This is a genomic window from Acinetobacter lwoffii, from assembly GCF_024129115.1.
GTDB classification, from domain to species: Bacteria; Pseudomonadota; Gammaproteobacteria; order Pseudomonadales; family Moraxellaceae; genus Acinetobacter; species Acinetobacter lwoffii_T.
Genome location: NZ_JAMXXO010000013.1, coordinates 18,882 through 40,651 on the forward strand (window position 1 = coordinate 18,882; position 21,770 = coordinate 40,651).

Consider the following 21,770-nt stretch of genomic DNA (forward strand, 5'->3'; position numbering starts at 1 on the left):
GTTCCTTGCAGTTTGGATTAATCTTGATGCGGATTGCTCGAATCACTTTCAATCCGGCCATCGACCAGATTGATGGTACGATCACAAGTGGCAGACAGGCGCGGATCATGCGTGACTAAAAGTACGGCGCAGTCGCGTTCACGATGCACTTTACGAAACAGTTCAAACATATCAGCCGCGGTCTGGGTATCCAGATTACCTGTCGGTTCATCGGCCAATAATAATGCCGGCTCAGTAATCAAGGCCCGAGCAATGGCCACCCGCTGCTGCTGTCCTCCGGACAATTCATTCGGTTTACGCTCGGCAAATTTTTCCAGCCCCACTGCCGCCAGTAAATCACGTGCGCGTTGCATTGCCTGCTGATCCGGTTTGCCATGCGCCATCATTAAAGGCATGAGAATATTATCCAGTGCACTAAATGCCTGAATCAGATGGTGAAACTGAAATACAAACCCGATGCTGTTGCCGCGCAGCGCCGTACGACCGGTGTCATCCATCGCACTGGTAGGTTGTCCCAACAAGTACAGCTCGCCGCTCGTTGGTTTATCTAGCAGTCCCAGAATATTCAGTAAGGTACTTTTTCCAGAACCGGAAGGGCCAATAAGTGCAGCAAAGTCGTTGCGATCAATGCGCAGGTCAATGCCATGCAAAACCTCAACTTCATTGGGCTGTCCAATGTTATAAGACTTGCGTAGCGCTTCCAGACGCAGAACTTCCTGAGATTGCTCAGACATGACGAATCGCCTCCACTGGATCGAGTGCTGCTGCCCGGCGTGATGGCACCGCTGCGGCCAGTACACCTGTTAATGTCGCCAACAATAGCGCCAAAATCACCAGTTCAATCGAAATTGGAATATAGAATAATCCCGGCCCAAAATTATTAAATACCCATACCAGACCATAACTGACTATGCTGCCCAGCACTGAACCGAGCAAGCCAAAGATTGCACCCTGAAACAGAAAAACTCTCAGGATTTGCGATTGGGTTGCACCTGTCGCCCGCAAAATACCAATTTCCCGGGTGCGCTGCACCACACTAACGGACATGACGCTGGCAATTCCGAAAGCCACTGAAATTGCGACAAACACAATAATCATATTGGTGGACAGGCTTTGTGCGGTAATGGCATTCATCAGTTGGGCATTGGTTTCAATCCAGCTTTCGGCTTTTAATGAGGTCAGGCGTCCGACTTGTGCTGCAACCTGGTCTGCCTCAAAAATATTGGCAATGGTCAGATCAATCACTGTTACCCCGCCCGGCAGACCGAGTAAAGATTGTGCCTGCTTAAGATCCAGATAGACATAACGCGCATCCAGTTCACGTACGCCCAGCTCAAAAATACCGGCAATATTCACCAAGGCACTGTTCTGTTGACCAGTATCGAGTCGCAACTTGCTGCCGACCTGAACACCGAGATCTTTGGCCAACTGGCTGCCAATCAGCACATCATCCGCGCCGACCCGCAACTGGCCACTGGTTAAATATTCTTTTAGTGGAATGATCTGCTGATAACGCTCCAAATTCATCCCGACTAAGGCCACGGATTCAATCGCATCACCGCGTTGTACAAAGGCAGGGCCAGACACCACTGGCGAGACGGCTGTCAGTACAGGTAACTGATCCAGTGTTTCAGTAATCTGTTGCCAATTGTTGATTGAACGCAGGCGCTGCGCCCGCTTATCTTCCTGCAATAATTGCACTGTTCCGGCGGGAGGTGACACAATCCGGTTGACTTCATCCGGTGACAACAGGCGAATATGCGCCTGTGTACCTAAGGTACGTTCGACAATATTGGCTTGCAGCCCCTGAATCAACGCGGTGATAAAGACGATCACCGCTACGCCCACAGCAACCCCGATGGTGATCATGATGGACTGCGCGCAACCCTCACGCAAAAAACTGACCGCGATTTTCCATTCGATCCAGAGCCGCCCGAATAAATTTTTCAATCGAAGTTCACCGGTAATTCATTTTTACTATTGGCCATATCAGCAGAATTCTGTAATGAACTCTGTTGTGGTTTTAAGCGAACTCTGGTGCCATCCTCCAATGAAGATTCGGCATCTGCCAGCACCTGATCACCCTCGCTCAGCCCGGATTTCACTTCCGACATGGCCAGGCCACGCAAGCCTAAAGTAATCTGCTGACGCTGTATTTTTCCATCACGTACCATTAAGACCACGGCCTTGTCTCCCTTGATACTGCTTAAAGCATCATTTGGAATAGCCAGTGCCCGTGCTCGTTTGGCCGTTTCGACATTCACCGATACTGTCATGTCCTGACGCAGAAAATCTGGTACGGGATTGACAGTTAACCTGACCTCTACTGTACCGCGCTGTGGGTCAATACTTGGCGCAATAAAATTGATCCGAGCTGGGAAAGACTGATCCGGATAGGCATCGCTAATGACGGTCGCATTTTGCTGCAAGGCGAGTTGCGGTAAATTCCGCTCATCTAGCGGTACCCGGATTTCTGTATTCCCTGTTAACGCAATGGTAAATAAAGTTTGTCCCGGCTGAACCAGATCACCCGGCTCGACATCGCGTGTCAGTACTGTGCCGGCGACCGCAGCCCGAATCTTGGTTTTGGCCAGTTGAGCCTGTGCCACTGCAAGCTGCTCCCGAAGCGACGCTTCTTCGACTTGACCCGCAGCCAATGCGGCTGCTTTTACCCGAGCTGTCTCATAATTATTGCGCGCGACTCTTTCTGCTTCCACAGCCTGTTCGACTTCTTCCCTCGACAGGATACCGGCTTCTGCATTACGTCGACGTGTAGCTTCTCGGCTGGCTTGCTCCAGCTGGGCTTTGGCACTGGCCAGTTCTGCTGCAGCCTGTGGCCGTCGGCTGCTTGCCAATTCGGTCAATGCCAGCTCGGCCTGTCTGACTTGGGCCAGCAATTCATCCGATTTCAATACCACCAGCAGATCACCCGGTTTAACCTGATCGCCTTCCTGCACCAGACGTTGCAGAACCACACCACTAATTTCACTGCCTACCTGGGCACGTGAAACTGTCGCAACACGTCCGGTCGCAACAACATTTTGTACCAGCGGCATGGCACTCAGCGTATAACTAGGCACCACTGGCCCCTGCCACCAACGAAATAGAGCAAACCCTACTGCCAGTAGCAATACGATAATGAGCAAAATTTTATAGCGGGCAGCGCGCAATGAGAATCTCCGGTTGATTCGTCTAATTTAAAATAAGAAAGTCAAAACTGTATTTGTTTTTTTCCTAAGGTTTAATTTACAACAAGTTTCTAATTGGAATTATAGGTATTTTGTTGAGTTTGAAAAGAATGTTGAATTCCTGTCCGCTTTTTTTAGCTAGCCCTGTTTGATATCAGACTAGTCCATCTTTGGCAGATTCAGACGCGGGATCAGGTACCAGAAAATTATATTGAGTTTAAGGAAATGGAGATGTGATCAAAAAAAACAGGCTAGATCATGATAGAGCTCGCCTGTTCAATCGTTTGGGTGTTAATTGGATATTAGTTAAATGTTAAACAGTACGACGCAATGGCTGATCACGTTGCGCCAGACTTTCGCCCATCGGCACGAGTCGTCTATCAGGATCAATCTTTTGCCAAGGCAGGTCATTCGGGTCTACTTTCATGGCACCAGGCGCTTTCGCGACCAAAATGGCAGCAGCCATATCTTGAAAATCTGCACGAAAATGTACCGAGCTTTTCACCACGATAATCGATTTATCTTCAGGCAAAACACCAAAAATTCTAAACATATTACGATCGAGCAACTGGGCTTTATAGGAACTGACTGCAATTTCAATACCGTCTATTTCCAATAATACACTCGGGCCGCTATCCGCCTCGACGCCATGCATCATGGGTCCGCCATAGCTGAATTTTCCATCGCTATAGGCTTTGATTTTAAATTTAGCGCTAAATGGGGCATCCCCGGCAATACCCGATGTTCCACCCAGTTGCGCATAAAAATGCTGACCAAGCTCAAACTGATAGGCTTGTTGCACCACCGCAGGATCTACGATGAGGCCAATCAATCCATTTTTAACTTGATGTCGATGTAGCGCCGATAACATCCCGGTTGTATTCGAATCGCCACCAGCTCCCGGATTATCCTGAGTATCTGCAATCACCACAGGTTTGGTCGAATGATGCTGTTGGTATAATTGCAGCGCCTGCTGCACGGCATGATCGGGTGATAAAAAACCCATATTCCAATGCGTTTCTTGTTGCAGCACATGGGCGATATAGCGTTGCATGGCCTGATCTAACTGCACAGCATTTTCACTATAGCCCCAGATACAACCACCACATTCGGCAAAATCTGCCGCCGGAAAACCCGGCGTGAAATTCATCTGGACAGGATTATTTTGTTCTAGCTGTTCGAGTAAATTCATACAAGACTGGGTAGGTTCCAGCTCGGTACATTGTGCATTCAGCGCAATCAAAAACGGCAGCTTATACATTTGCTTATGCAGCTTTTTACCCCGGAATATTTGATCCAACACTTGAGCGCAACGTTGTCCGGTTTGGGCCATATCTACATGCGGATAGGTCCGATAGCAAATCAGCACATCACTATGGGCAAACATCGCTTGCGTGACATTGGCATGGAAATCCAGACTGGCAATTACCGGAATATCCGGCCCAACTGCTTCACGAACCCGTCTTAACAATTCGCCTTCACCATCATCCACCTGTTCACTGACCATAGCACCATGCAGATCCAGATACACCGCATCTGCCGGATGCTGCTGGATGCTTGCAATAATTTCATCACAGATCCGCTGGTAAGTGTCCTGCTCTACATGCGCTGAAGGTGAAGTGCCCGCCCAGATCACCGGTAAAAGTTGATACCCGAATTGTTCCGCTTGTTGAATAAAACCGCCAATCGGAATGTTCTGTTCCCGAAATTTCAGGATATCTGCGCCGCGGCTAAGCGGCGGAAATCCCCCACCCTGGACAAAATCCGCGTAGCTTGCTTTGGTCGGGGCAAAGGTATTGTTTTCATGTTGAAAGCCCGCAATGATGATTTTCTTCATATCCTGAATCCTTCCTATGCTACGTATTGATTATTTATCGACGATTAAGGCGGGCGCGTGTTGTTTGCTGAGGCGCAGCTTGCTTTTTCAGTCTGAAGGCATAAATTAGGAAAGCGCCACCGAGCATCATGATCACAGCAATCGTGAACCAGCCTGCCAGCATGGAACCGGTCATTGATTGCGCTATGCCCATAATATTTGGACTGACAAAACCACCGAGTAATCCAATACTGTTAATCAGGGCAATTCCGCCTGCTGCCGCACTACCGCTTAAGTATTTCGATGGAATTGACCAGAAAATGGTATAGGCACTAAACATAAAGGCCGTTGCGGTACAGATCACAATAAAGGACAGCAGGAAATTCGCACTCATCACCGACAACATCAAGCTGACTCAGGCCAATACCGTCGGCACTACACAATGCCATTTCCGTTCCTGCCATTTGTCCGAGCTGCGGGCAAAAATGATCATGAAAATTGCACCGCATAAATATGGAATCGCCACCAGCCAACCAATCATCTGCAAATTTTGGATACCGCCCGACTTCAGTAAAGATGGTAGCCAGAAGCCAATCGCATAGATCCCACAGATAATGGTGAAGTAGGCCAAGGCCATGAAATAAATCCAAGGATCCTTTAATACCGCTTTAAAATTACTATGACCAGTGGCAGACTGATGTTGGGAAATTTCTTTCACCAATAAGGCTTTGTCCTCTTGGGACAGCCATTTTGCTTGTGAGGGATGATCAGTTAAATAAAAGTACGCTACGCAGCCCAACAGCACGGTCGGCACAGCTTCTAATAAAAATAACCATTGCCAGCCAGAAAGATTATAAATCTGATGGAAAGTACTCATAATTTGTGTCGATAACGGTGCGCCTAACATGCCAGCAAGCGGCCCGGCCAGCATGACAATCGCCATGACACGTGCCATGCGTGCACCGGAATACCAATAGGTCAGATAGAAAATCATGCCCGGGGCAAAACCGGCTTCGAATACGCCTAGTAAAAAGCGCAAGACATAGAACATCTGCGGGGTGGTGACAAATAGCATCGACATGGAGGTCAGGCCCCACAAAATCATGATGTGGGTAATGGTTTTTCTGGCGCCGACTTTTTCAAAATACAGGTTGGTTGGCACTTCAAACAGGACATAACCTAAAAAGAATATGCCGGCTGCCATGCCATAAATTGCATCGTTAAAGCCCAGCTCCTGCTGCATTTGCAACTTGGCAAATCCGATATTGATCCGGTCCAGATAAGCAAAGAAATAACACAGCAATAAAAATGGCAGCAGGCGCCAGCTTACTTTCTTGTAAATCTGGTCTAACCGTTGTTGACGGGAGGTGATTAAATCCATCTAAAACTCCTTTTTATCTAGATCTTCTTATTGTTCAAAACCCATGTAAGCATGCTCCTGACTTGATAACAATGTAATTTTTTAGGCATACTGATGCTTTTAAGGCATCAGAGTTTTTATGGACAGAAACTTGCAATTCCTTGCGCCACTGAACGGAATCAATGAAAAGCGTTTGCGTTATTTCTATACGGTGATGATGTTCGGTTCGATGCGCAAAGCGGCAGATATCCTGAATATTGAACAGTCCGCCATGAGCCGACAAATTCAACTCTTTGAATCTGAACTAAAAATAAACCTATTCAAACGTAAGGGGCGGCACATTATTCCGACTGAAGCCGCCTATCTGGTACTTGAGTATTTCAAGGAAAATAAGAATCGTGAAAATGAATTATTTGACAGTTTATTTCAGCTGCAATCTTCTCAACTTGGCAAAGTGAACATTGTTTCAAGTGAAAGTTATATGCAACACATGATTTATGATGTACTTCGACATGTGCATCATAAATATCCAAATCTTGAAATCCAGTTAGAATTAATGAGTGCCCAGCATGTGGTACGACATATCGTGGACAGTTCGGCGCATATCGGACTGGCGTATAATCCTCCATTTCATACAGACATCAGCACCATTGCCCATAAAACAGAACCTTTTATTCTGGCTGTTCCTGCCGGTCATCCTCTTGCCAAGCTCAAGCATCGCATTTGTCTTTCCGAAATTTCAGACTATAAATTTGCCTTAATGCCCGTAGGGCATGGTTTCCGTCAGCTACTCGACAGTGAAATGGTGCGCTTACAAGTGAACCTGAATATTGGTCTGACCACCAATTCTATTTATGCCTTAAAAAATTATGTGGTGGCTGGACATGGGATTTCCGCCATGCGCTATGCAGATATCGCAGATGCGGTTAAAGAAGGTCAGGCCGTTGCCTTAACTATTGATTCCGAGCTGTGCAACACGGCTCAGACCCAATTGATGGTCCGCAAAAATACCCATTTGTCAGAGTCGAAACATTTATTAATTGAGCGTATTCGTTCTAGTTTTGATTTGCTCTTTTAAATTGCTTATAAAATTTAGGCAATAAAAAAGCCACTTAAATAAGCGGCTGATTTATAACAAGAATTTTGGTGGAGGTGGCGTCAATTGAACTCAAAACCTAACTCATTCATTTTAAATACAATTTTACAAATATAAATATTCATTGACCCAATTTTGACCCAATTTAGATTTAGTGCATTGAATAACTTTAAAATCTTGTTCAAATCCTAATTCAGGATTTGAAATGGCGTACGGCATTATAACAGAAAATTATACTTAAAATAAATGCAACGTTATAGCATTGCAATTAACTCATTATGATATTAACAATAACCTTAACCTCATTATGACTCAATTTTTAATTTGTATTTTGCTTAGGACTTTTAGGCTTATCAGGCAGGGTGCGTTCAACCACACCTGCTTCTAATGCTGGAGTTAAATAATTTTTTTGAAATGTTGCTCGGTGGGACAATTCTAATAGAGCCATCAGCTCAGTTAAGCTATATTCCTTCTGCTCCATATTCTGGATGAGACGTTTAACTTGATCGCTAACTTGTACGCTAGCTTGAGCGGTATCTTGATCGCTGGCATCAGAACTGAGTATTGCATCTAGAATCATCTGCAAAATAAACTCTATAAAAGGTGCAGAATCTGAATGATCTGTGCTCGCTTGCAATGCATTGTAATAAGCTTTTTCGTTTTGATAAATCAAGCTTTCTACAGGGATATTGAGAAAAATTGGATTCCACTGGCTTAAGATTAAAGTTTGCCATAAACGCCCCATCCGCCCATTGCCATCAGCAAATGGGTGTATAAACTCAAACTCATAATGAAATACCGAACTCTGAATTAATGAATGCTCAAGTTGTAGCCTTCTCCATTCATCTTGGACATTCAATCAAATTTATAGTCCAAAACATTTTCACCGCAACATGGTTTCAGCCCACTCTGGCTAACAAAATATACAACTTACACAGAGTATTTTCATGCAATAGGGCTAACTTATATTTGTTTTTGTGATATAAATCACATAGCTTTTTCTCATTAAAAGTTTGAATTCACTACAATGGTTTTAGATCTCCATGCAGACATATATTCCTTATCATCTTAGGGTACAGTTAAAACAAATCGACCCTATTCTTGATAAACATTGGCAGCAACAACTGGATTCTATTCTATCTAAGACACCACAAGCACTACATCAAAAAATAGAAGACCAGTATCTAAAAGCAAAAAATATATCGTGGAATTACCTGAACCAAACTTTTGAGTTTAAAGGCCATATCAGCCTCAAAGAACTTCAGCTCAACACGCAAAATTCCGAGTTACTACAACTTGCGCACAGAATTAATACAACCTTTAGCTATCTACAAAGCTATCAAACTGACTTCCAGATTGCCGATTACTTAGAAACTATTGTTCGTGAGATCAATCAAATCGATTTGGACAATCCAAAAGACATTCAAGCACAACAACTGATCAAAAAAGCATTTCTGTATGATACAGCCCTCATCATTCGAGAATTAAATTTTTCTGTTTCTGAAAATCACCGTCACTTGAATATTGAGCAAGTCCGTACCTTTATCTTTGAAGTCTTCATGAAAAGTGAAATTTTGGGAAGCTGGTTTGCCCATATTTTACCGAGTGAATATGCCGATCAGGAACTGACCATTTTTCAGGATTATTTTATTAGTGAACAACAGGTGCGTGATTTTGAAATTATCAAAACCTTTCAATATTATTTTGTCCTGAGCAGCTCTTATGACAGTTTAATTTCCGCTTATTCAATTCGCCGCTTTTTAACCGAAGAAAGCTTTGGTAAAAAGGACCGGTTCTATATCAGTGGTTTGGTTCTGGATCCGCAACAGCTTAATCAACCAAATTATTTTGAAAATTTCAAACAGCTCATGACCCGAATTATTGGCATTCAGAGCCAAATGAATCCACATATTGTAGAGCTAGTTGAATCGCTACACGAGTATAACCATCAACGGCTCATCCCGAGTTTGAAAGAAATCTTAAATATCCAAAGTTTTTCCATCGAGCATTTGGTCAAAGAACATCTAGAAATTTTAGAGAAAGATTTATCCTTAAATATTCTCGAACCTTTCCTAAAAGGATTAAAAAACAGCGTTCAACATACTGATGAATTAGAGTTTTGTTATTTAAATATTTTAAGATTAATCAATGAATTTCTACATCAACTTGAAATTTTATCGCAGGAGCCGATTCTGCAGTTTAATCCCCATGCACGCCTGTTTAAATATCGGTTAATTGCATATTTAAAATTATTGGAACAGCGACGAGCACAAATTTTTGTGCTCTTTCATGATGAGTTTCACTATCAGCAACATGTGCGAGAGGTTTCAGCACCCACTCAGGAAATGAGAGAATTGCTCAATGATGCGATTGAGCAAACTCGTCAGATCCAACAACACATACGCCAATTAGAACGCGAAACGCAAAATAAACAAAATGCCAGTTTCATTAAACGGCTCTTTAAAAAGCCTGAAAATCATGAATTTAAGATCAATGAATTAAAACAGAATATTATTGATGTTCGAGATCGTTGCTATCTCAGAATTATTGCTCTTCAAAAACAGACCACTCAGGTAAGTGTGTATTTAGAAGCAAAAAATTTAATTCCGGTGGACTCCAAAATGCGCCATTATGCCTTTGCCAATGGTGAAAATGGGGTGACACGTTTACCGCTGCTGTTACAACTGCCTGAAGAGCGTAATAGCTTCAATATGCAGAGCATGCTCTTGGCTTTAAACTATGAATTTATGCTGTCTGCGAAAAGCTGGGGAATTTCACAGAAGACTTAGAGCCTGTTCAATTAGCAACCTGAGTAGCTAACAAAGTTAGTGGTTACCCAATCAATAGATTTTTCTCAATAATGTATAAGGAATTAGAAAAAAAATTAACTATACTTTTTTTAATATTTCCAAGAATTTTTCTAATTCTTCTTGATTATATCCACCTTCTAGCACATGAGTCTTTAAATACTGTTCTATTAACTCATTCATAAGACCATTGAGCAGTCCACCCTGAATAGCCACCAAAATTCTAGACACATGTAACCATTTATAATCAATAAAATGTAATGATATATCACTACATTTCTGATATTTCTTTTTTCATGTATTATCGACTAAGACAAATTCAGGGATAAGGTTATGTTTGAAACTATTGATGATTTAAAGAAAAAATTAGATCAACATCGCCCTCTTTCTCCATCAATTGTAAAAAATTTACAAGAAGATCTTATTGTCCGTTGGACCTATCATTCAAATGCAATTGAAGGTAATACCCTCACCCTGCTAGAAACAAAAGTAGTACTCGAAGGTATTACTGTTGGTGGAAAGGCATTAAGAGAACACTTCGAAGCGATCAACCATAGAAATGCAATTTACTATGTTGAAGATATCATTCGGAAAGAGGAGCCTTTTTCTGAGTGGCAAATTCGTAATATCCATCAGCTTATCTTAAAGAATATTGATGATGATAATGCTGGACGTTATCGTCAGCAAAACGTTCTGATATCAGGTGCTACGTCTACCCCGCCTGATTACACATTATTAAATGACAAGATGACTCAATTAGTAGACTGGTATAATAGTGAAGCGCATAAGCTGCATCCAATTGAACGTGCAGCCAAAGTACATGCTGATTTTGTTGGCATTCATCCATTCATTGATGGCAATGGGCGTACATCACGTCTATTGATGAATCTTGAATTATTAAAAGCTGGCTATCCGCCTTGTGTTATCACTGTAGAAAATCGCTTGGCTTACTATGAGGCTTTGGATCAGTGGATGGCATATGGGAAGACCGAAGCTTTTATTCAATTGGTTTCGGATGCAGTAATCGAAGGATTTAAACCCTATCAAGTAATTTTGAATTTAAATTAAGGATTTGGCCAAATAAATATTTCAAATATATTTGCAAGACAAAGACCTATCCATAATTAATCTTCACATTTTCTAAATTACATCCTGGACTGTTTGTCTAACCATACCTGGAACCCAGACCAACTTTTAAAATCATCCACTGCACGCACGAGACAATTTGGATTGCGTTCTAATAGCATTTTACTCAAGGCACTGCCCGGCCCAATTTCTAATACTACATCAGGCTGGTTTTCTTGTATTACTGTTAAACAGGCATCCCAGTCAATAGCATGATTCATTTGGTGAATCAGCGCATTAACTGCATCTGTGGTCTTAAAAAACTTATGTCCACCCGAACCGCTGATCATGGCCGTGCATAAATGAGCAAAGTCTTGTTGCTGTAAAACCTGCTGATACGGCTGTACTGCAGCATCCATCCATACGGTATGCGATGCAATGGTAACATTCAACCGTTTAACAAAACGTGTTCCTCGCAATTCGAGTTGCTGAGCCAGCTGCTGTAAATTCGTATCAGCCCCCCCCACGACAAAACTACTATCACTCAGTTTAATAGAAAGTGCGGTTGACGTTTCTGTCAACAACTCTTGAAGCGTATTGAAATTAATTCCCTGGACAGCCATTAAGCCACTTGCGTCCTGGGCAGCTGAAGACATCAACGAGGCACGCTGCTGGGCTAAATACAAGCCTTGTTCCAAACTTATCTGCGTTGCACAAATGAGTGCACTTAACTCTCCGAGTGAATAACCTGAGAAGCTCATAAGGTCCTCAATCTCAGGTTTTAACTTTTGCCAACGACACCATTGCAAAGCAAAAATAAAAGGCTGCGCGAACTCATTCGGATACAGATCAACTTCGGTCAAATCTGAACAAAATAGCTTCGGCAAATACAGTTTTAATTCATCTACTACTTTCAGTTCTTTCGCCATGCTTCGGAGCTCATGCACATGCGCTAAGTTCTGAAGTCCTTGACCACTAAATATGATTGCGAAATTCATTTTCTACCTTTAGCAAGAACAACGTTACTCCCAATAAATCTGCACTACCACCTGGACTTAAACGATGTTGAACAAAATAATTCTCTATTTTAGACACATCTTTTGCCCAGTGCTGTTGTAGTACACCACCCCTTGCTAAAAACTGTTTTGCTATATCCTGCACAAGATATAAGGACGATAAACCGCCGCGCCAAACAATATTGGTATCTTGTACATAGGCCATAAGGCTGAATAGGCTTTGAATTGAAGCCTGTTGGATATTGGCTGTTTTGGCATAAATGTTGATATATGCTGGTAGAGCGACCTCCATCACTGTTTTAAAACCTGAAGCTACTTCTTCAATCGCGCCTGTGATGCCATATTGGCGACGCATACGTTGTCCATGACTATTCGGGTCACGTTGCAAATGATTTAATAGATCATGACGCCAAGTATTTTGAATTTTTTGACTGATTGAGCCTGCGTTTAACTGACTGTTGGCTGCTAAACACTGTCCTGCTGCAGCACTGGCAAAACCCAAATTAAAAATCGCACCTTTATGCGTATTAATCTGTCTTGTTGCACTCATCATTTTTTGTTCAGCTAAAATGCCACACTGCCGAATCTTTTCTAATTCAACATTGCGATAGCCATTTAAACATTGCGCCTGAAAATAGCCTTGTAAAGCATCGACACTGGATTGGAATAAGCTAAAGTCCATATCACTATGACTGCCCTGCGAACTTGGACAAACCAAACCGGGCTTATGTTCTAAGCTAGCTTCATCCAATAGTGCCATACAAGCCAGATGGTCTAAGCGTTCAGCAGTACTGATAATATTCGGACGTAAAACTTCACCTGATGCTAGCATCTGCATATTCAAGATTCCCTTCAAATAGTTGTTCTAATCTCAGCATATCCACATGCTGAATTCCTTTTACAATCACTTGCTGTTTCATTGCAGGAAAAACTGTAATTAACTCATTAAAAGACACATGCCAGTCTGGATGGATTTGAATCTCGCCGTCTAAATGAACTGAACTCTGTGTCTGGACTTGCTGTATTAACTGTAAAATTTCCGGCACATCATTTTGATGCTGTGGATATAACAGCATATCTAAATCTGAAACCGGTCTGACATAGGCCTCCCGCGTAAGAGCTTGGTAGGCATAAGAGCCATAGACATATACTTCACAGCCTCGTTGTTCTAGCTTGTCTGCAAAATCACTTAGGATCTCACGCTGGAAGATCTGTAAGTCAGCTTTTAACAAGGCCCGTAGGGAAAGCGGTCGAGTGATCTGTTCAATATTGTATTCTGCGACCCAACAGGCCACACGATATTTATAACCTTCCACCAAACAGTTGATCGCCAACTTCACCTGTCCCGCATCCAGCCCTTCCTGCCGGCAAACAGTCATTGGAACATTTTGGCTCAGCAATTGAGACACTTTCAGTTTCACTGTTTCAGGTAAAGAAACATCCAAAAATTGTAAAGTGGCTGAATCACGCAGATAAGCGAAGTCATGACGATCCATATCTGCTTTCCTTAACTATGAACGACTTTCTCGATTACGTGATTACACAACACGCGTCCTTGACGCTGTTGCCCAACTATACGACGCTGATCTACAAGATAAAATTCAATATGTTGTTGTTGATTTAACAACACTTGGCTAACCCAATCGGTCTCCAAATCTGGCCAAATGGCATTGATTGCACCCATCTTGTAAAAGTTTTCCGCACCGGGAGCAAAAATAGCTGAACTTTGTGAAAGTTCTTTTAACTTATCGGCAGGAATTTTTGTCACCCGTGCCATCGCGTTTAAGTCCATGACTTTCACTTGAGAATCACTGAGTGCATAGACTTCGTTTGCCATTAGTCCATAGGACAAGAATCCACCACTTACGGCTTGGCCAAAAATAATCGCAAGGTTGGCATGTCCACTTCTACGCAGTAAGTCAACACAAGATGCCAAATGGGCAAAGGTACGATTTAAGCACAGTAACTCGTCTGCACGGGAAAGATCTTGACCTTGAGTATCCACAATAAACACCACAGGTGTCTGTTGCTTCTGCTGTACCAGCTGTAAGATTTCACCTGCCAGTTCCATGGCAATCTGTTGATTAATGGGTGCTGCATTGACTGTGCCGAGAATCCGCACCGGACCTGCGTCCGTCTGCGCACTACCCTTAATCACATAACCTTCGATCTGATAATCCAGTTGATGAGGAAACAACTGTTGTAAAAGTAATTCTGTATTCATGAGCTCATCCTTGCTTTAACAATACAACTTCATGGGCCGAGAGCATTGGAATCTTTTCTGGCTGGGAAATTCCCATCTCGTGCCAAATTTGTAGACCATCATTTTTACCGAACCAGTTTTGGTACTGCTGTTCAAGTTGTTGTTGCTGTTGCAATAATTGTTCTAAGTCTAAAGAAGCGACCTTAGCGTCGAGATGCGTTAAAATTGCATCACGAATGTCGGCAATATCATCCTCAACCAAAGCCTGTACGTGATTCAGCAAATAACGATGTTTACCGCCTGTAACACGCCAAACCAATGCACGATCTTTCGAGTCAAACTCTTCTACGCCTTTGACCGTTTCAATCACTTCTGGGCCAGATAGCGCCAAACGCCCTTCTTCGGTCATGATGATGGTACTGCTCAAACAAGCGCTAATACCCATACCACCGAAAGCGCCACAGGTGCCACCAATCACAGTAATAATCGGAATCCCCGCATTTCGTACCTGCAACATGGCACGCATAATTTCGGAAATTGCGATAAGACCAGCATTGGCTTCATGCAGACGCACGCCGCCTGAGTCGACAAAAAACAGTACTGCTTGTGCCTGATCTTGAATAGCTTTATGCAAGAGACCGACAATTTTCGCCCCGTGGATTTCACCCACAGCACCGCCCATAAACTGGCCTTCTTGCGCCATAATATGCACTGGTGTTCCATTCAAACGCGCTGTACCAATAATCACGCCATCATCAAAACTTCCCGGGATATCCAAAGCAGAGAGATGTGGGCTGACTTCAACCTCAGTTGGCTTTAAGATTTCATTAAAACTCTGAGTATCGACGACCGCTTGAATACGCGCACGTGCGGTTTTTTCATAAAAACTGTTTTTGAGCATCATTTGATCCATGTTCTATACTCCCTTAAACATAGATATTGCTTGGCTTAAGCGCAGGTTTACCACCGCTGGAGTCGCCCCCATATCATTTAACTGAAATTTAAGCCCTGCCACTGCATGACGTTGTGCAAACTCATTCAATACTGACTGCCAAACATGTTGAAAACCAACAGCTGAAGTAGTGACTTCAATCTGACAAATATCCGCCTGATCATGCTGTGAAACTAAGACTTCTAAATTTCCAGATCCTACTACACCACAAATGACAGCTGCTTGTTGAGCACTTAGCGGTGCTGATTGCAATTCAAATTTTAACTTTTCCATGTCGATCACCAGTTTCTAAAGCGACTCGGGGGACTATATAAACCACCCGACCATTTAACTAAATCTTTTACTGATTTTGCCGCCAACAAATCACGACTGACCTGTGTTGGATCGATATCCAAATCTTCTGGATGTTGAATAATGCCGCGCTGGCGTAACTCTTTCACTTTGGCCTCATCACGTTGTATACCTACGGGTGTATAACCTGCCACACCACGAATCGCTTGTTCACGTTCTTCAGGTGTACGACATAAAAGTAAGTTGGCAATGCCTTCTTCTGTCACAATATGGGTTACGTCTTCGCCATAAATCATGATTGGCGGGAGTTCGCTCTCCATTTTTTCCTGCAACTGCCACGCATCTAACTCTTCTACAAATACAGGATGCATATGTTCACGGTAGGTTTCGACCATCTGCACTACCAATTTACGGCCTTTGATCATTTTGCCATCCACCGCTTCACGGCCAGCTTTGGTATATGCATAACTGGCATGACGACGCCCATGGGGATCGGAACCCATATTTGGTGCACCGCCAAAACCAGAAATTCGGTCCACTGTTGCGGTTGAACTGTTGCCTTGTAAATCGATTTGTAAAGTTGAACCAATAAATAAGTCACAGGCATATAGACCTGCAGTCTGGCTAAAGGCTCGATTGGAACGCATGCTGCCATCACTGCCTGTAAAGAAAACATCTGAACGTTCTTTAATATAGTCTTCCATCCCTACTTCAGAACCGAAGCTATGAATCGAATCAACAAATCCACTTTCAATGGCTGGAATCAAAGTCGGATGTGGATTTAATGCCCAATTGGTACAGATCTGTCCTTTTAATCCTAAGGAGGCTGCATAGGTAGGTAGTAGTAATTCAATCGCAGCAGTGTCAAAACCAATGCCATGATTTAATCGCTGAATTTTATAAGGTGCATATATTCCCTTAATGACCATCATTGCCATTAAGATTTGTACTTCGGTAATTTGTGCAGGATCGCGTGTGAACAACGGTTCTATATAGTTGTACTTAGGACTTTCGATATAAAAATCGACCCAGTCAGCGGGTACATCGACACGCGGTAACTTATCTACAATTTCGTTCACCTGTACAATCACAATACCGCTTTTAAATGCAGTTGCTTCAATAATTGCAGGTGTATCTTCAGTATTGGCACCTGTATAAAGGTTACCTTCACGATCGGCCGCATGTGCCGTAATCAAACAGACATTTGGTGTCAGATCAATAAAGTAACGTCCATACAGCTCTAGATAAGTATGGATTGAACCAATACTAATTTTTTGCTGCTGTACCAATTGTGCTAGACGCAGACTTTGAGGACCTGCGAAGGAAAAATCGACTTTAGAGGCAATGCCCTTTTCAAACACATCAATATGACTGGGTAAAGCCAATACCGACTGCACGATATGTAAGTCATGAATGACCTCTGGATTACATTGACTTAAACTCTTTGACAGGAAATCAGCCTGCTTTTGATTATTACCTTCTAAGCAAACGCGATCACTACTGGAAATCACGGTTTCCAAAAGTTCAATCACCCGAGCATGCTCAACTTGTTTTACAAACCCTTTTTCTTTGGCAAGATTCAGTTTTTCTTGTCTACGGGTGCGCTGCTTATCCCATAAGCGCGTCTTAACCATTTGGTTCATGGAGTCACCTTTATGCTGTGCTTAGCCGAAGATGGCATTGATTGTAAGAAAAAAAACTGACGGACCAAGTAAACAACCAAGACCGGTATAAAAAGTTGCGACCAATGCACCATATGGCACCAAACGCACATCGGTTCCTGCCAAGCCTGCTGCTGTACCACTGGTCGATCCTGCCATTCCACCAAAAACCATGGCAGAACGTGGACTTTTCAGATACATGAATTTCGCAAACAGAGGGGTTCCCACCATGAAAAATACTGCTTTAATCAGACCAATTGCAATTGATAAGGCAATCACTTCTGAGCTCGCACCAATGGCTGAACCTGTCACTGGTCCAACGATATAAGTCATTGCACCTGCACCAATTGTAGTCATTGAAACGGGGTCTTTATAGCCCATCAACCATGCCACCAGTGCACCAATCAAAAATGGAATTACACAGCCCAGTCCAAGCGCGATCAAACCCACTTTTCCTGCTTTTTTCACTTCTTTGACATCAACTTCAAACGCCGTTGAGGCAATGGCCAAGTCACGAATCATGGCGCCACCGAGTAAAGCAAAACCTGAGAAAATGGCGATATCTGAAATGCCCTTTTCACCTTGAGTATAAATTCCTGCAAAATAGGCCAAGACCAGCCCCATGGTGATGGCGATGGCTGAGCTTTGTAATTTGCCTTTGGTGAGATATTTCGACAAAAGATGCGATACATACATCATCAAACCAGTCACTGCGAGCGCCGCGACGAGGGCATTTTTGGTAAAAACCGTAATTATTTCTTCCATTGCGTTTCTTCCTTGCAACCGTACAGCTGATTGTTATTTCGTGTTATGACAACACTCTTGTCCTTAAGCGGCTTTTTCAGTCGGCTCTACCGCCCATTCATAGCTTTCATAATCGCCACTGGATTTATTCAACCAACGAATCACCAAGACGGTGCCAATCAAAGACGCAACCGAAACAATCAGGCCCAACATCCCGCCTGACATAGCAGCAACTACGTTTTGGCCTGCCGACATTGCAACTACAATCGGGATATACATACCTGACCAGTACAGCACACCAAATTGAGTCACTTGAGGTAAGTGTCCACGTTTAGCTAATAGTTCTTTCGATAGAATTAATAAAATCATGGCGATTGCCACACCACCTACATTTGCTTGGACACCGAGTGCAATCCCGAGGGCATTGCCTAGATAAACACCAAGTAAATGGCAGACTGCCAGTATGGCTGTTCCGTAAATAATCATTGCTGAATCCTCCCTGGATCATGCAGCACTTCTAATAATCTGACTTATAATTTGGTATAGTTATAGCTTATCTGTATCCAGTGTACAATGCTTTGTACTCAAATAAATATATATTGTATACAATTTTTTGGTGATGTATGACTTCAATTGCGGAACTTCCTCTTTCTATTCAAATTAGTAAAAAGTTAGAGGATGATATTATTTATGGTTTTTTCCTGCCTGGGACTAAGCTGGATGAACAAGAGCTGTGTGAACGCTACGGTGCCTCACGCACCCCGATCCGTGAGGCATTAAAGCTATTGGCCGCTGAAGGTTTGGTTGAAATTCGCCCACGTCGTGGCGCAATTATTCCAGCCATTAACTCACTCACCCTTTGTGAAATGTTCGAAGTGATGGCTGAATTAGAAGCCATGTGTGGACGACTGGCTGCACGACGTATTCAACCTGAAGAAAAGCAAGAATTAAAGCACTTACATCAGTTATGTCAGGACTATTTAAATCAGAACGACTCAGAAAATTATTATGAGGCCAACCGTTTATTTCACTTTGCCATTTATAAAGCTAGTCATAATGCCTTTTTAATTGAACAAGCCTGCACTTTACACAAACGTTTGCACCCGTACCGTCGCCTACAACTCCGCGTCAACCATCGAATGAATCATTCCTTTACAGAGCATAGTGAAATCTTAGAGGCCATTTTTGCAGGCAATGAACAAGAAGCCGAGGCTTTACTGAAAGCACATGTCGTGATTCAAGGTGAGAAATTTACCGACTTTATTTCAACCTTAGAGCATTTAAAATTATAGATATCTATGGCGGCATCAGATTTGGATTTTCTAGTAATAATATTTATGCCGCCTCTCTTCTGAGATGGTGACAAAACAACTCATATTGAAAATTTAATTTAAACATGAAGTTAAAACAATATTACCCACCATCTATTACCCATATTTACCCATCAACCCTCAGAAAGAGAATAGGCTGTGCTTCATGCACAGCCTATTCTCTTCTATAAGAATTATAGACCTTTATAAAATTCCTTAATTTTTTGTGCCATGAGCTTACGACGCTCATTCAAAAACTCAGTATATTGATCAGCATCTAACTGGTTTAAATTACTTGGTATGCAATGAGTCTGTAAATTCAGGTCTAAACCTTCAATACTTTTCAGAGAAGTTATTTCATTCTTCTCCAACTTAATATCATTTTGGATTTTTCCATATACACTTTTGGAGAAGCGTTTCCTAGTTTAATATTGATTGCTTGCTCTGCATAAACACAATTAACTACTTGATTATATTAAATTTTATTAAACCCATTTTTAGCTAAATAGTCTTTTGGAAAAACGTGATGCACATCCCCTCTTTGCTCTATTAAGCTTTGTACAGTTAAACTACCAGATAGGAAGGATTGCTCATTTGATTTGCATTGTGCTGCTAGATAACACAAGTATGCATTATTAACAGTACTTGAAGAATCCAGCTCATTTACCAAACGGTAATTCCAGAACCCATCATCTAAATCTGCTTGCTCGATTTGAGCTAAGTACCCTTCAATACCTTTTTCTAAGATTTGTTTACTATCACGCTCAATCGCTGATTCTGAAGATCCAGAATAACGTCCTGTCAGTAATGAAACCATATACCAGCGTTTCACAAGATTTTGAATTTGTGGCTCAGGCATTCTGGATGTTCTAAGCTGTAAATAAAGCGCATAGGGAAAATTCAGACTAGTGTTTGAGCTAATTAGTTTTTTGTCAATAAATCCAGCTGATTGAATGATCGTTAGAAAACGTTGGTAATTCGTCTGATTGAAAAAATCTTCTAAGCCTTGACGTAGCTTGTGATAACTTTCTTCAGCAATACTTTGTATATTACGTCTATTTTCAAAATCACGGCCAGAAAGTAACGCAACAAGATCACTAAATTTTCCACGATTAAATTGGCACGTGTATGCCACACATAAAACATCTATAGGGCATAAACCAGATCACCTGCCGGGTTGTCATAGCGGTATCCATGGACAATGGCATACTTCATGACCATGCCACAACGAGATAAGGTACGTTTTGCAATTTCAAGCGAACCTCTTGCCTCAATCTTTTTAATAATCTGCAGAATCTCAGGAGCCTGAATCTGGTTAATACGCTTATTAGCAAGAGCAATATAAAGCTCATCCAATGAAGCTCTAACATTACTGATATGTTTGGATGACCAGGTTTCTTTTTGATTATTGAACCAATCTTCTGCAACTTCTTTGAAATATGGCTTTAATTCTTCATGCAGCACTGAACGTGAGAATCGATGCTTAAGCTCATATGCAAGTTCCCTTGCCTTTTTTAAGCTTAAATCTGGATATGGACCAAGCGATTCAGACTTACGTTCACCATGGACAGTGACGCGTACATTCCAATATTTTTGACCTTTGGTGGTAATGATTAGGGATAAACCATGTGAATCCGAAAGACGATACTGTTTGTCTTTCGGCTGTGCTTTTCTGCATTCAGTATCTGTAAGTGGCATGTCGATTACCCATAATTGATGTATTAATTTCTGGGTAAATTTTCCCAATATTTACCCATAAAGAGCAAATATGGGGTCAAATGGGATCAGACGTTATCGGACAAACAGGCATAAAAAAAGCCTTTAAACATTGAGTTTAAAGGCTTTTTTAGATTCCGATGGATTACTTCGGAAAGAATTTTGGTGGAGGTGGCGGGAGTTGAACCCGCGTCCGCCAGCACTACGCTCGAGAATACTACATGCTTAGATATCGTCTATTGTTTTAACTCTTTGTGACCCGACGAACAGGGTACAAATCGCGATCCTCTTAATTTAGTACAAAGCCCCGAGGCTTGGCTTTATACGGACTTGTGTGCGTGCGCTTCAGTCGGACTCTCTAACCACAAGTATTCGGAGAGGCGGACAAGCTGCCCTTAGGCAGCTAGAGCGTATGATTCGTCGTTTGCGACTAAAAAATGCAAATTTGATTTACGAGAGAAAATGCGCTCTCGGCATGCATCTATGAGTTTCATCACCAGCGTCGAAGCCAGAAACACCCCCAAAGTACAAGGCAATCATAGCAT

21 protein-coding genes, 1 other RNA gene and 2 pseudogenes are annotated in these 21,770 nt (G+C 42.5%); 4 read left to right on the forward strand and 20 right to left on the reverse strand.

Going from position 1 to position 21,770, the window contains the following annotated elements; translation table 11 throughout:
* Window positions 1-17: 17 nt before the first annotated feature.
* From NI470_RS10490 to NI470_RS10515, 6 genes are all read right to left on the reverse strand, one after another.
* Entirely contained in the window at window positions 18-734 is a 717-nt protein-coding gene (locus NI470_RS10490; RefSeq protein WP_086044054.1) for an ABC transporter ATP-binding protein, read from the reverse strand.
* Window positions 727-1,950 (reverse strand): ABC transporter permease, encoded by a 1,224-nt coding sequence (locus tag NI470_RS10495; protein ID WP_253148365.1) that lies wholly within the window; start codon window positions 1,948-1,950, stop codon window positions 727-729. Before NI470_RS10495 ends, NI470_RS10490 begins: the two co-directional genes overlap by 8 nt.
* Window positions 1,947-3,170, reverse strand: a complete 1,224-nt coding sequence (locus NI470_RS10500; protein ID WP_253148364.1) for an efflux RND transporter periplasmic adaptor subunit — start codon at window positions 3,168-3,170, stop codon at window positions 1,947-1,949. Before NI470_RS10500 ends, NI470_RS10495 begins: the two co-directional genes overlap by 4 nt.
* A gap of 331 nt (window positions 3,171-3,501) precedes the next feature.
* On the reverse strand, window positions 3,502-5,025 hold the full coding sequence (locus NI470_RS10505) for a M81 family metallopeptidase (protein ID WP_253148363.1): 1,524 nt from the start codon (window positions 5,023-5,025) through the stop codon (window positions 3,502-3,504).
* 34 nt (window positions 5,026-5,059) lie between these two features.
* Entirely contained in the window at window positions 5,060-5,410 is a 351-nt protein-coding gene (locus tag NI470_RS10510) for an MFS transporter (RefSeq protein ID WP_253148362.1), read from the reverse strand.
* A 9-nt stretch (window positions 5,411-5,419) separates the two neighbouring features.
* Window positions 5,420-6,385, reverse strand: coding sequence for an MFS transporter (locus tag NI470_RS10515; protein WP_253148361.1), 966 nt, complete (start codon window positions 6,383-6,385; stop codon window positions 5,420-5,422).
* 118 nt (window positions 6,386-6,503) lie between these two features.
* On the opposite strand from NI470_RS10515, the gene NI470_RS10520 reads away from it, so the two are divergent.
* The gene (locus NI470_RS10520; protein WP_253148360.1) at window positions 6,504-7,442 is read left to right on the forward strand and encodes a LysR family transcriptional regulator; all 939 of its coding nucleotides are present in this window, start codon (window positions 6,504-6,506) and stop codon (window positions 7,440-7,442) included.
* A 337-nt stretch (window positions 7,443-7,779) separates the two neighbouring features.
* Here the strand turns inward: NI470_RS10520 and NI470_RS10525 are convergent.
* Window positions 7,780-8,283 (reverse strand): annotated as a pseudogene (locus NI470_RS10525) (Fic family protein); the annotation flags it as partial.
* 220 nt (window positions 8,284-8,503) lie between these two features.
* On the opposite strand from NI470_RS10525, the gene NI470_RS10530 reads away from it, so the two are divergent.
* A complete protein-coding gene (locus NI470_RS10530) occupies window positions 8,504-10,249 on the forward strand; it encodes a hypothetical protein (RefSeq protein ID WP_253148359.1) in 1,746 nt (581 codons plus the stop codon).
* A 99-nt stretch (window positions 10,250-10,348) separates the two neighbouring features.
* Here the strand turns inward: NI470_RS10530 and NI470_RS15785 are convergent, their stop codons facing one another.
* On the reverse strand, window positions 10,349-10,483 hold the full coding sequence (locus NI470_RS15785; protein ID WP_276532974.1) for a metal-sensitive transcriptional regulator: 135 nt from the start codon (window positions 10,481-10,483) through the stop codon (window positions 10,349-10,351).
* A 117-nt stretch (window positions 10,484-10,600) separates the two neighbouring features.
* Between NI470_RS15785 and NI470_RS10535 the strand changes: the two genes are divergently transcribed.
* Entirely contained in the window at window positions 10,601-11,335 is a 735-nt protein-coding gene (locus NI470_RS10535) for a Fic family protein (RefSeq protein WP_075168122.1), read from the forward strand.
* 77 nt (window positions 11,336-11,412) lie between these two features.
* On the opposite strand, the gene NI470_RS10540 is transcribed toward NI470_RS10535, so the two are convergent.
* The 9 genes from NI470_RS10540 to madL all read right to left on the reverse strand — a co-directional run bounded on the left by NI470_RS10540 (window position 11,413) and on the right by madL (window position 18,685).
* Complete coding sequence (locus tag NI470_RS10540) at window positions 11,413-12,261, reverse strand: acyltransferase domain-containing protein (RefSeq protein ID WP_253148358.1); 849 nt, start codon at window positions 12,259-12,261, stop codon at window positions 11,413-11,415.
* A 46-nt stretch (window positions 12,262-12,307) separates the two neighbouring features.
* Entirely contained in the window at window positions 12,308-13,186 is an 879-nt protein-coding gene (gene mdcB / locus NI470_RS10545) for a triphosphoribosyl-dephospho-CoA synthase MdcB (protein ID WP_253148357.1), read from the reverse strand.
* Window positions 13,164-13,844, reverse strand: coding sequence for a malonate decarboxylase holo-[acyl-carrier-protein] synthase (gene mdcG, locus NI470_RS10550; RefSeq protein WP_253148356.1), 681 nt, complete (start codon window positions 13,842-13,844; stop codon window positions 13,164-13,166). The genes mdcB and mdcG overlap by 23 nt, the downstream gene beginning before the upstream one ends.
* 11 nt (window positions 13,845-13,855) lie before the next feature.
* Window positions 13,856-14,572 carry a biotin-independent malonate decarboxylase subunit gamma gene (mdcE, locus tag NI470_RS10555; protein ID WP_151836150.1) on the reverse strand — a complete coding sequence of 239 codons (717 nt, stop codon included), beginning with the start codon at window positions 14,570-14,572 and terminating at the stop codon, window positions 13,856-13,858.
* A 4-nt stretch (window positions 14,573-14,576) separates the two neighbouring features.
* Window positions 14,577-15,464 (reverse strand): biotin-independent malonate decarboxylase subunit beta, encoded by an 888-nt coding sequence (locus tag NI470_RS10560; RefSeq protein ID WP_151836151.1) that lies wholly within the window; start codon window positions 15,462-15,464, stop codon window positions 14,577-14,579.
* A gap of 3 nt (window positions 15,465-15,467) precedes the next feature.
* Window positions 15,468-15,776, reverse strand: a complete 309-nt coding sequence (gene mdcC / locus NI470_RS10565) for a malonate decarboxylase acyl carrier protein (protein WP_005107668.1) — start codon at window positions 15,774-15,776, stop codon at window positions 15,468-15,470.
* Between the two features lie 5 nt (window positions 15,777-15,781).
* Window positions 15,782-17,437: a malonate decarboxylase subunit alpha gene (gene mdcA / locus NI470_RS10570; protein ID WP_074383152.1), complete on the reverse strand. Its 1,656-nt coding sequence runs from the start codon at window positions 17,435-17,437 to the stop codon at window positions 15,782-15,784.
* A gap of 21 nt (window positions 17,438-17,458) precedes the next feature.
* Window positions 17,459-18,220: a malonate transporter subunit MadM gene (gene madM, locus NI470_RS10575; protein ID WP_005107671.1), complete on the reverse strand. Its 762-nt coding sequence runs from the start codon at window positions 18,218-18,220 to the stop codon at window positions 17,459-17,461.
* Window positions 18,221-18,283: 63 nt separating this feature from the next.
* A complete protein-coding gene (gene madL / locus NI470_RS10580) occupies window positions 18,284-18,685 on the reverse strand; it encodes a malonate transporter subunit MadL (protein ID WP_253148355.1) in 402 nt (133 codons plus the stop codon).
* A 137-nt stretch (window positions 18,686-18,822) separates the two neighbouring features.
* On the opposite strand from madL, the gene NI470_RS10585 reads away from it, so the two are divergent.
* A complete protein-coding gene (locus NI470_RS10585) occupies window positions 18,823-19,491 on the forward strand; it encodes a GntR family transcriptional regulator (RefSeq protein ID WP_100328880.1) in 669 nt (222 codons plus the stop codon).
* 493 nt (window positions 19,492-19,984) lie between these two features.
* Here NI470_RS10585 and NI470_RS10590 read toward each other — a convergent pair whose 3' ends face one another.
* From NI470_RS10590 to ssrA, 3 genes and pseudogenes are all read right to left on the reverse strand, one after another.
* A complete protein-coding gene (locus tag NI470_RS10590; RefSeq protein ID WP_253148354.1) occupies window positions 19,985-20,644 on the reverse strand; it encodes a hypothetical protein in 660 nt (219 codons plus the stop codon).
* 14 nt (window positions 20,645-20,658) lie between these two features.
* Window positions 20,659-21,207 (reverse strand): annotated as a pseudogene (locus NI470_RS10595) (tyrosine-type recombinase/integrase); the annotation flags it as partial.
* Window positions 21,208-21,388: 181 nt separating this feature from the next.
* Window positions 21,389-21,747: a transfer-messenger RNA gene (gene ssrA / locus NI470_RS10600) on the reverse strand.
* Between the last annotated feature and the right edge of the window lie 23 nt (window positions 21,748-21,770).

Bases quoted from the DNA above. Each gene is read 5' to 3' on its own strand.
- mdcB (WP_253148357.1), bottom strand. From the start codon at position 13,186: ATGCAGATGCTAGCATCAGGTGAAGTTTTACGTCCGAATATTATCAGT.
- NI470_RS10490 (WP_086044054.1), bottom strand. From the start codon at position 734: ATGTCTGAGCAATCTCAGGAAGTTCTGCGTCTGGAAGCGCTACGCAAG.
- NI470_RS10585 (WP_100328880.1), top strand. From the start codon at position 18,823: ATGACTTCAATTGCGGAACTTCCTCTTTCTATTCAAATTAGTAAAAAG.
- NI470_RS10510 (WP_253148362.1), bottom strand. From the start codon at position 5,410: ATGTTGTCGGTGATGAGTGCGAATTTCCTGCTGTCCTTTATTGTGATC.
- NI470_RS10535 (WP_075168122.1), top strand. From the start codon at position 10,601: ATGTTTGAAACTATTGATGATTTAAAGAAAAAATTAGATCAACATCGC.
- madM (WP_005107671.1), bottom strand. From the start codon at position 18,220: ATGGAAGAAATAATTACGGTTTTTACCAAAAATGCCCTCGTCGCGGCG.
- mdcC (WP_005107668.1), bottom strand. From the start codon at position 15,776: ATGGAAAAGTTAAAATTTGAATTGCAATCAGCACCGCTAAGTGCTCAA.
- NI470_RS10520 (WP_253148360.1), top strand. From the start codon at position 6,504: ATGGACAGAAACTTGCAATTCCTTGCGCCACTGAACGGAATCAATGAA.
- madL (WP_253148355.1), bottom strand. From the start codon at position 18,685: ATGATTATTTACGGAACAGCCATACTGGCAGTCTGCCATTTACTTGGT.
- NI470_RS10530 (WP_253148359.1), top strand. From the start codon at position 8,504: ATGCAGACATATATTCCTTATCATCTTAGGGTACAGTTAAAACAAATC.
- NI470_RS10560 (WP_151836151.1), bottom strand. From the start codon at position 15,464: ATGGATCAAATGATGCTCAAAAACAGTTTTTATGAAAAAACCGCACGT.
- NI470_RS10505 (WP_253148363.1), bottom strand. From the start codon at position 5,025: ATGAAGAAAATCATCATTGCGGGCTTTCAACATGAAAACAATACCTTT.
- mdcE (WP_151836150.1), bottom strand. From the start codon at position 14,572: ATGAATACAGAATTACTTTTACAACAGTTGTTTCCTCATCAACTGGAT.
- mdcA (WP_074383152.1), bottom strand. From the start codon at position 17,437: ATGAACCAAATGGTTAAGACGCGCTTATGGGATAAGCAGCGCACCCGT.
- NI470_RS10515 (WP_253148361.1), bottom strand. From the start codon at position 6,385: ATGGATTTAATCACCTCCCGTCAACAACGGTTAGACCAGATTTACAAG.
- NI470_RS10540 (WP_253148358.1), bottom strand. From the start codon at position 12,261: ATGGCGAAAGAACTGAAAGTAGTAGATGAATTAAAACTGTATTTGCCG.
- mdcG (WP_253148356.1), bottom strand. From the start codon at position 13,844: ATGGATCGTCATGACTTCGCTTATCTGCGTGATTCAGCCACTTTACAA.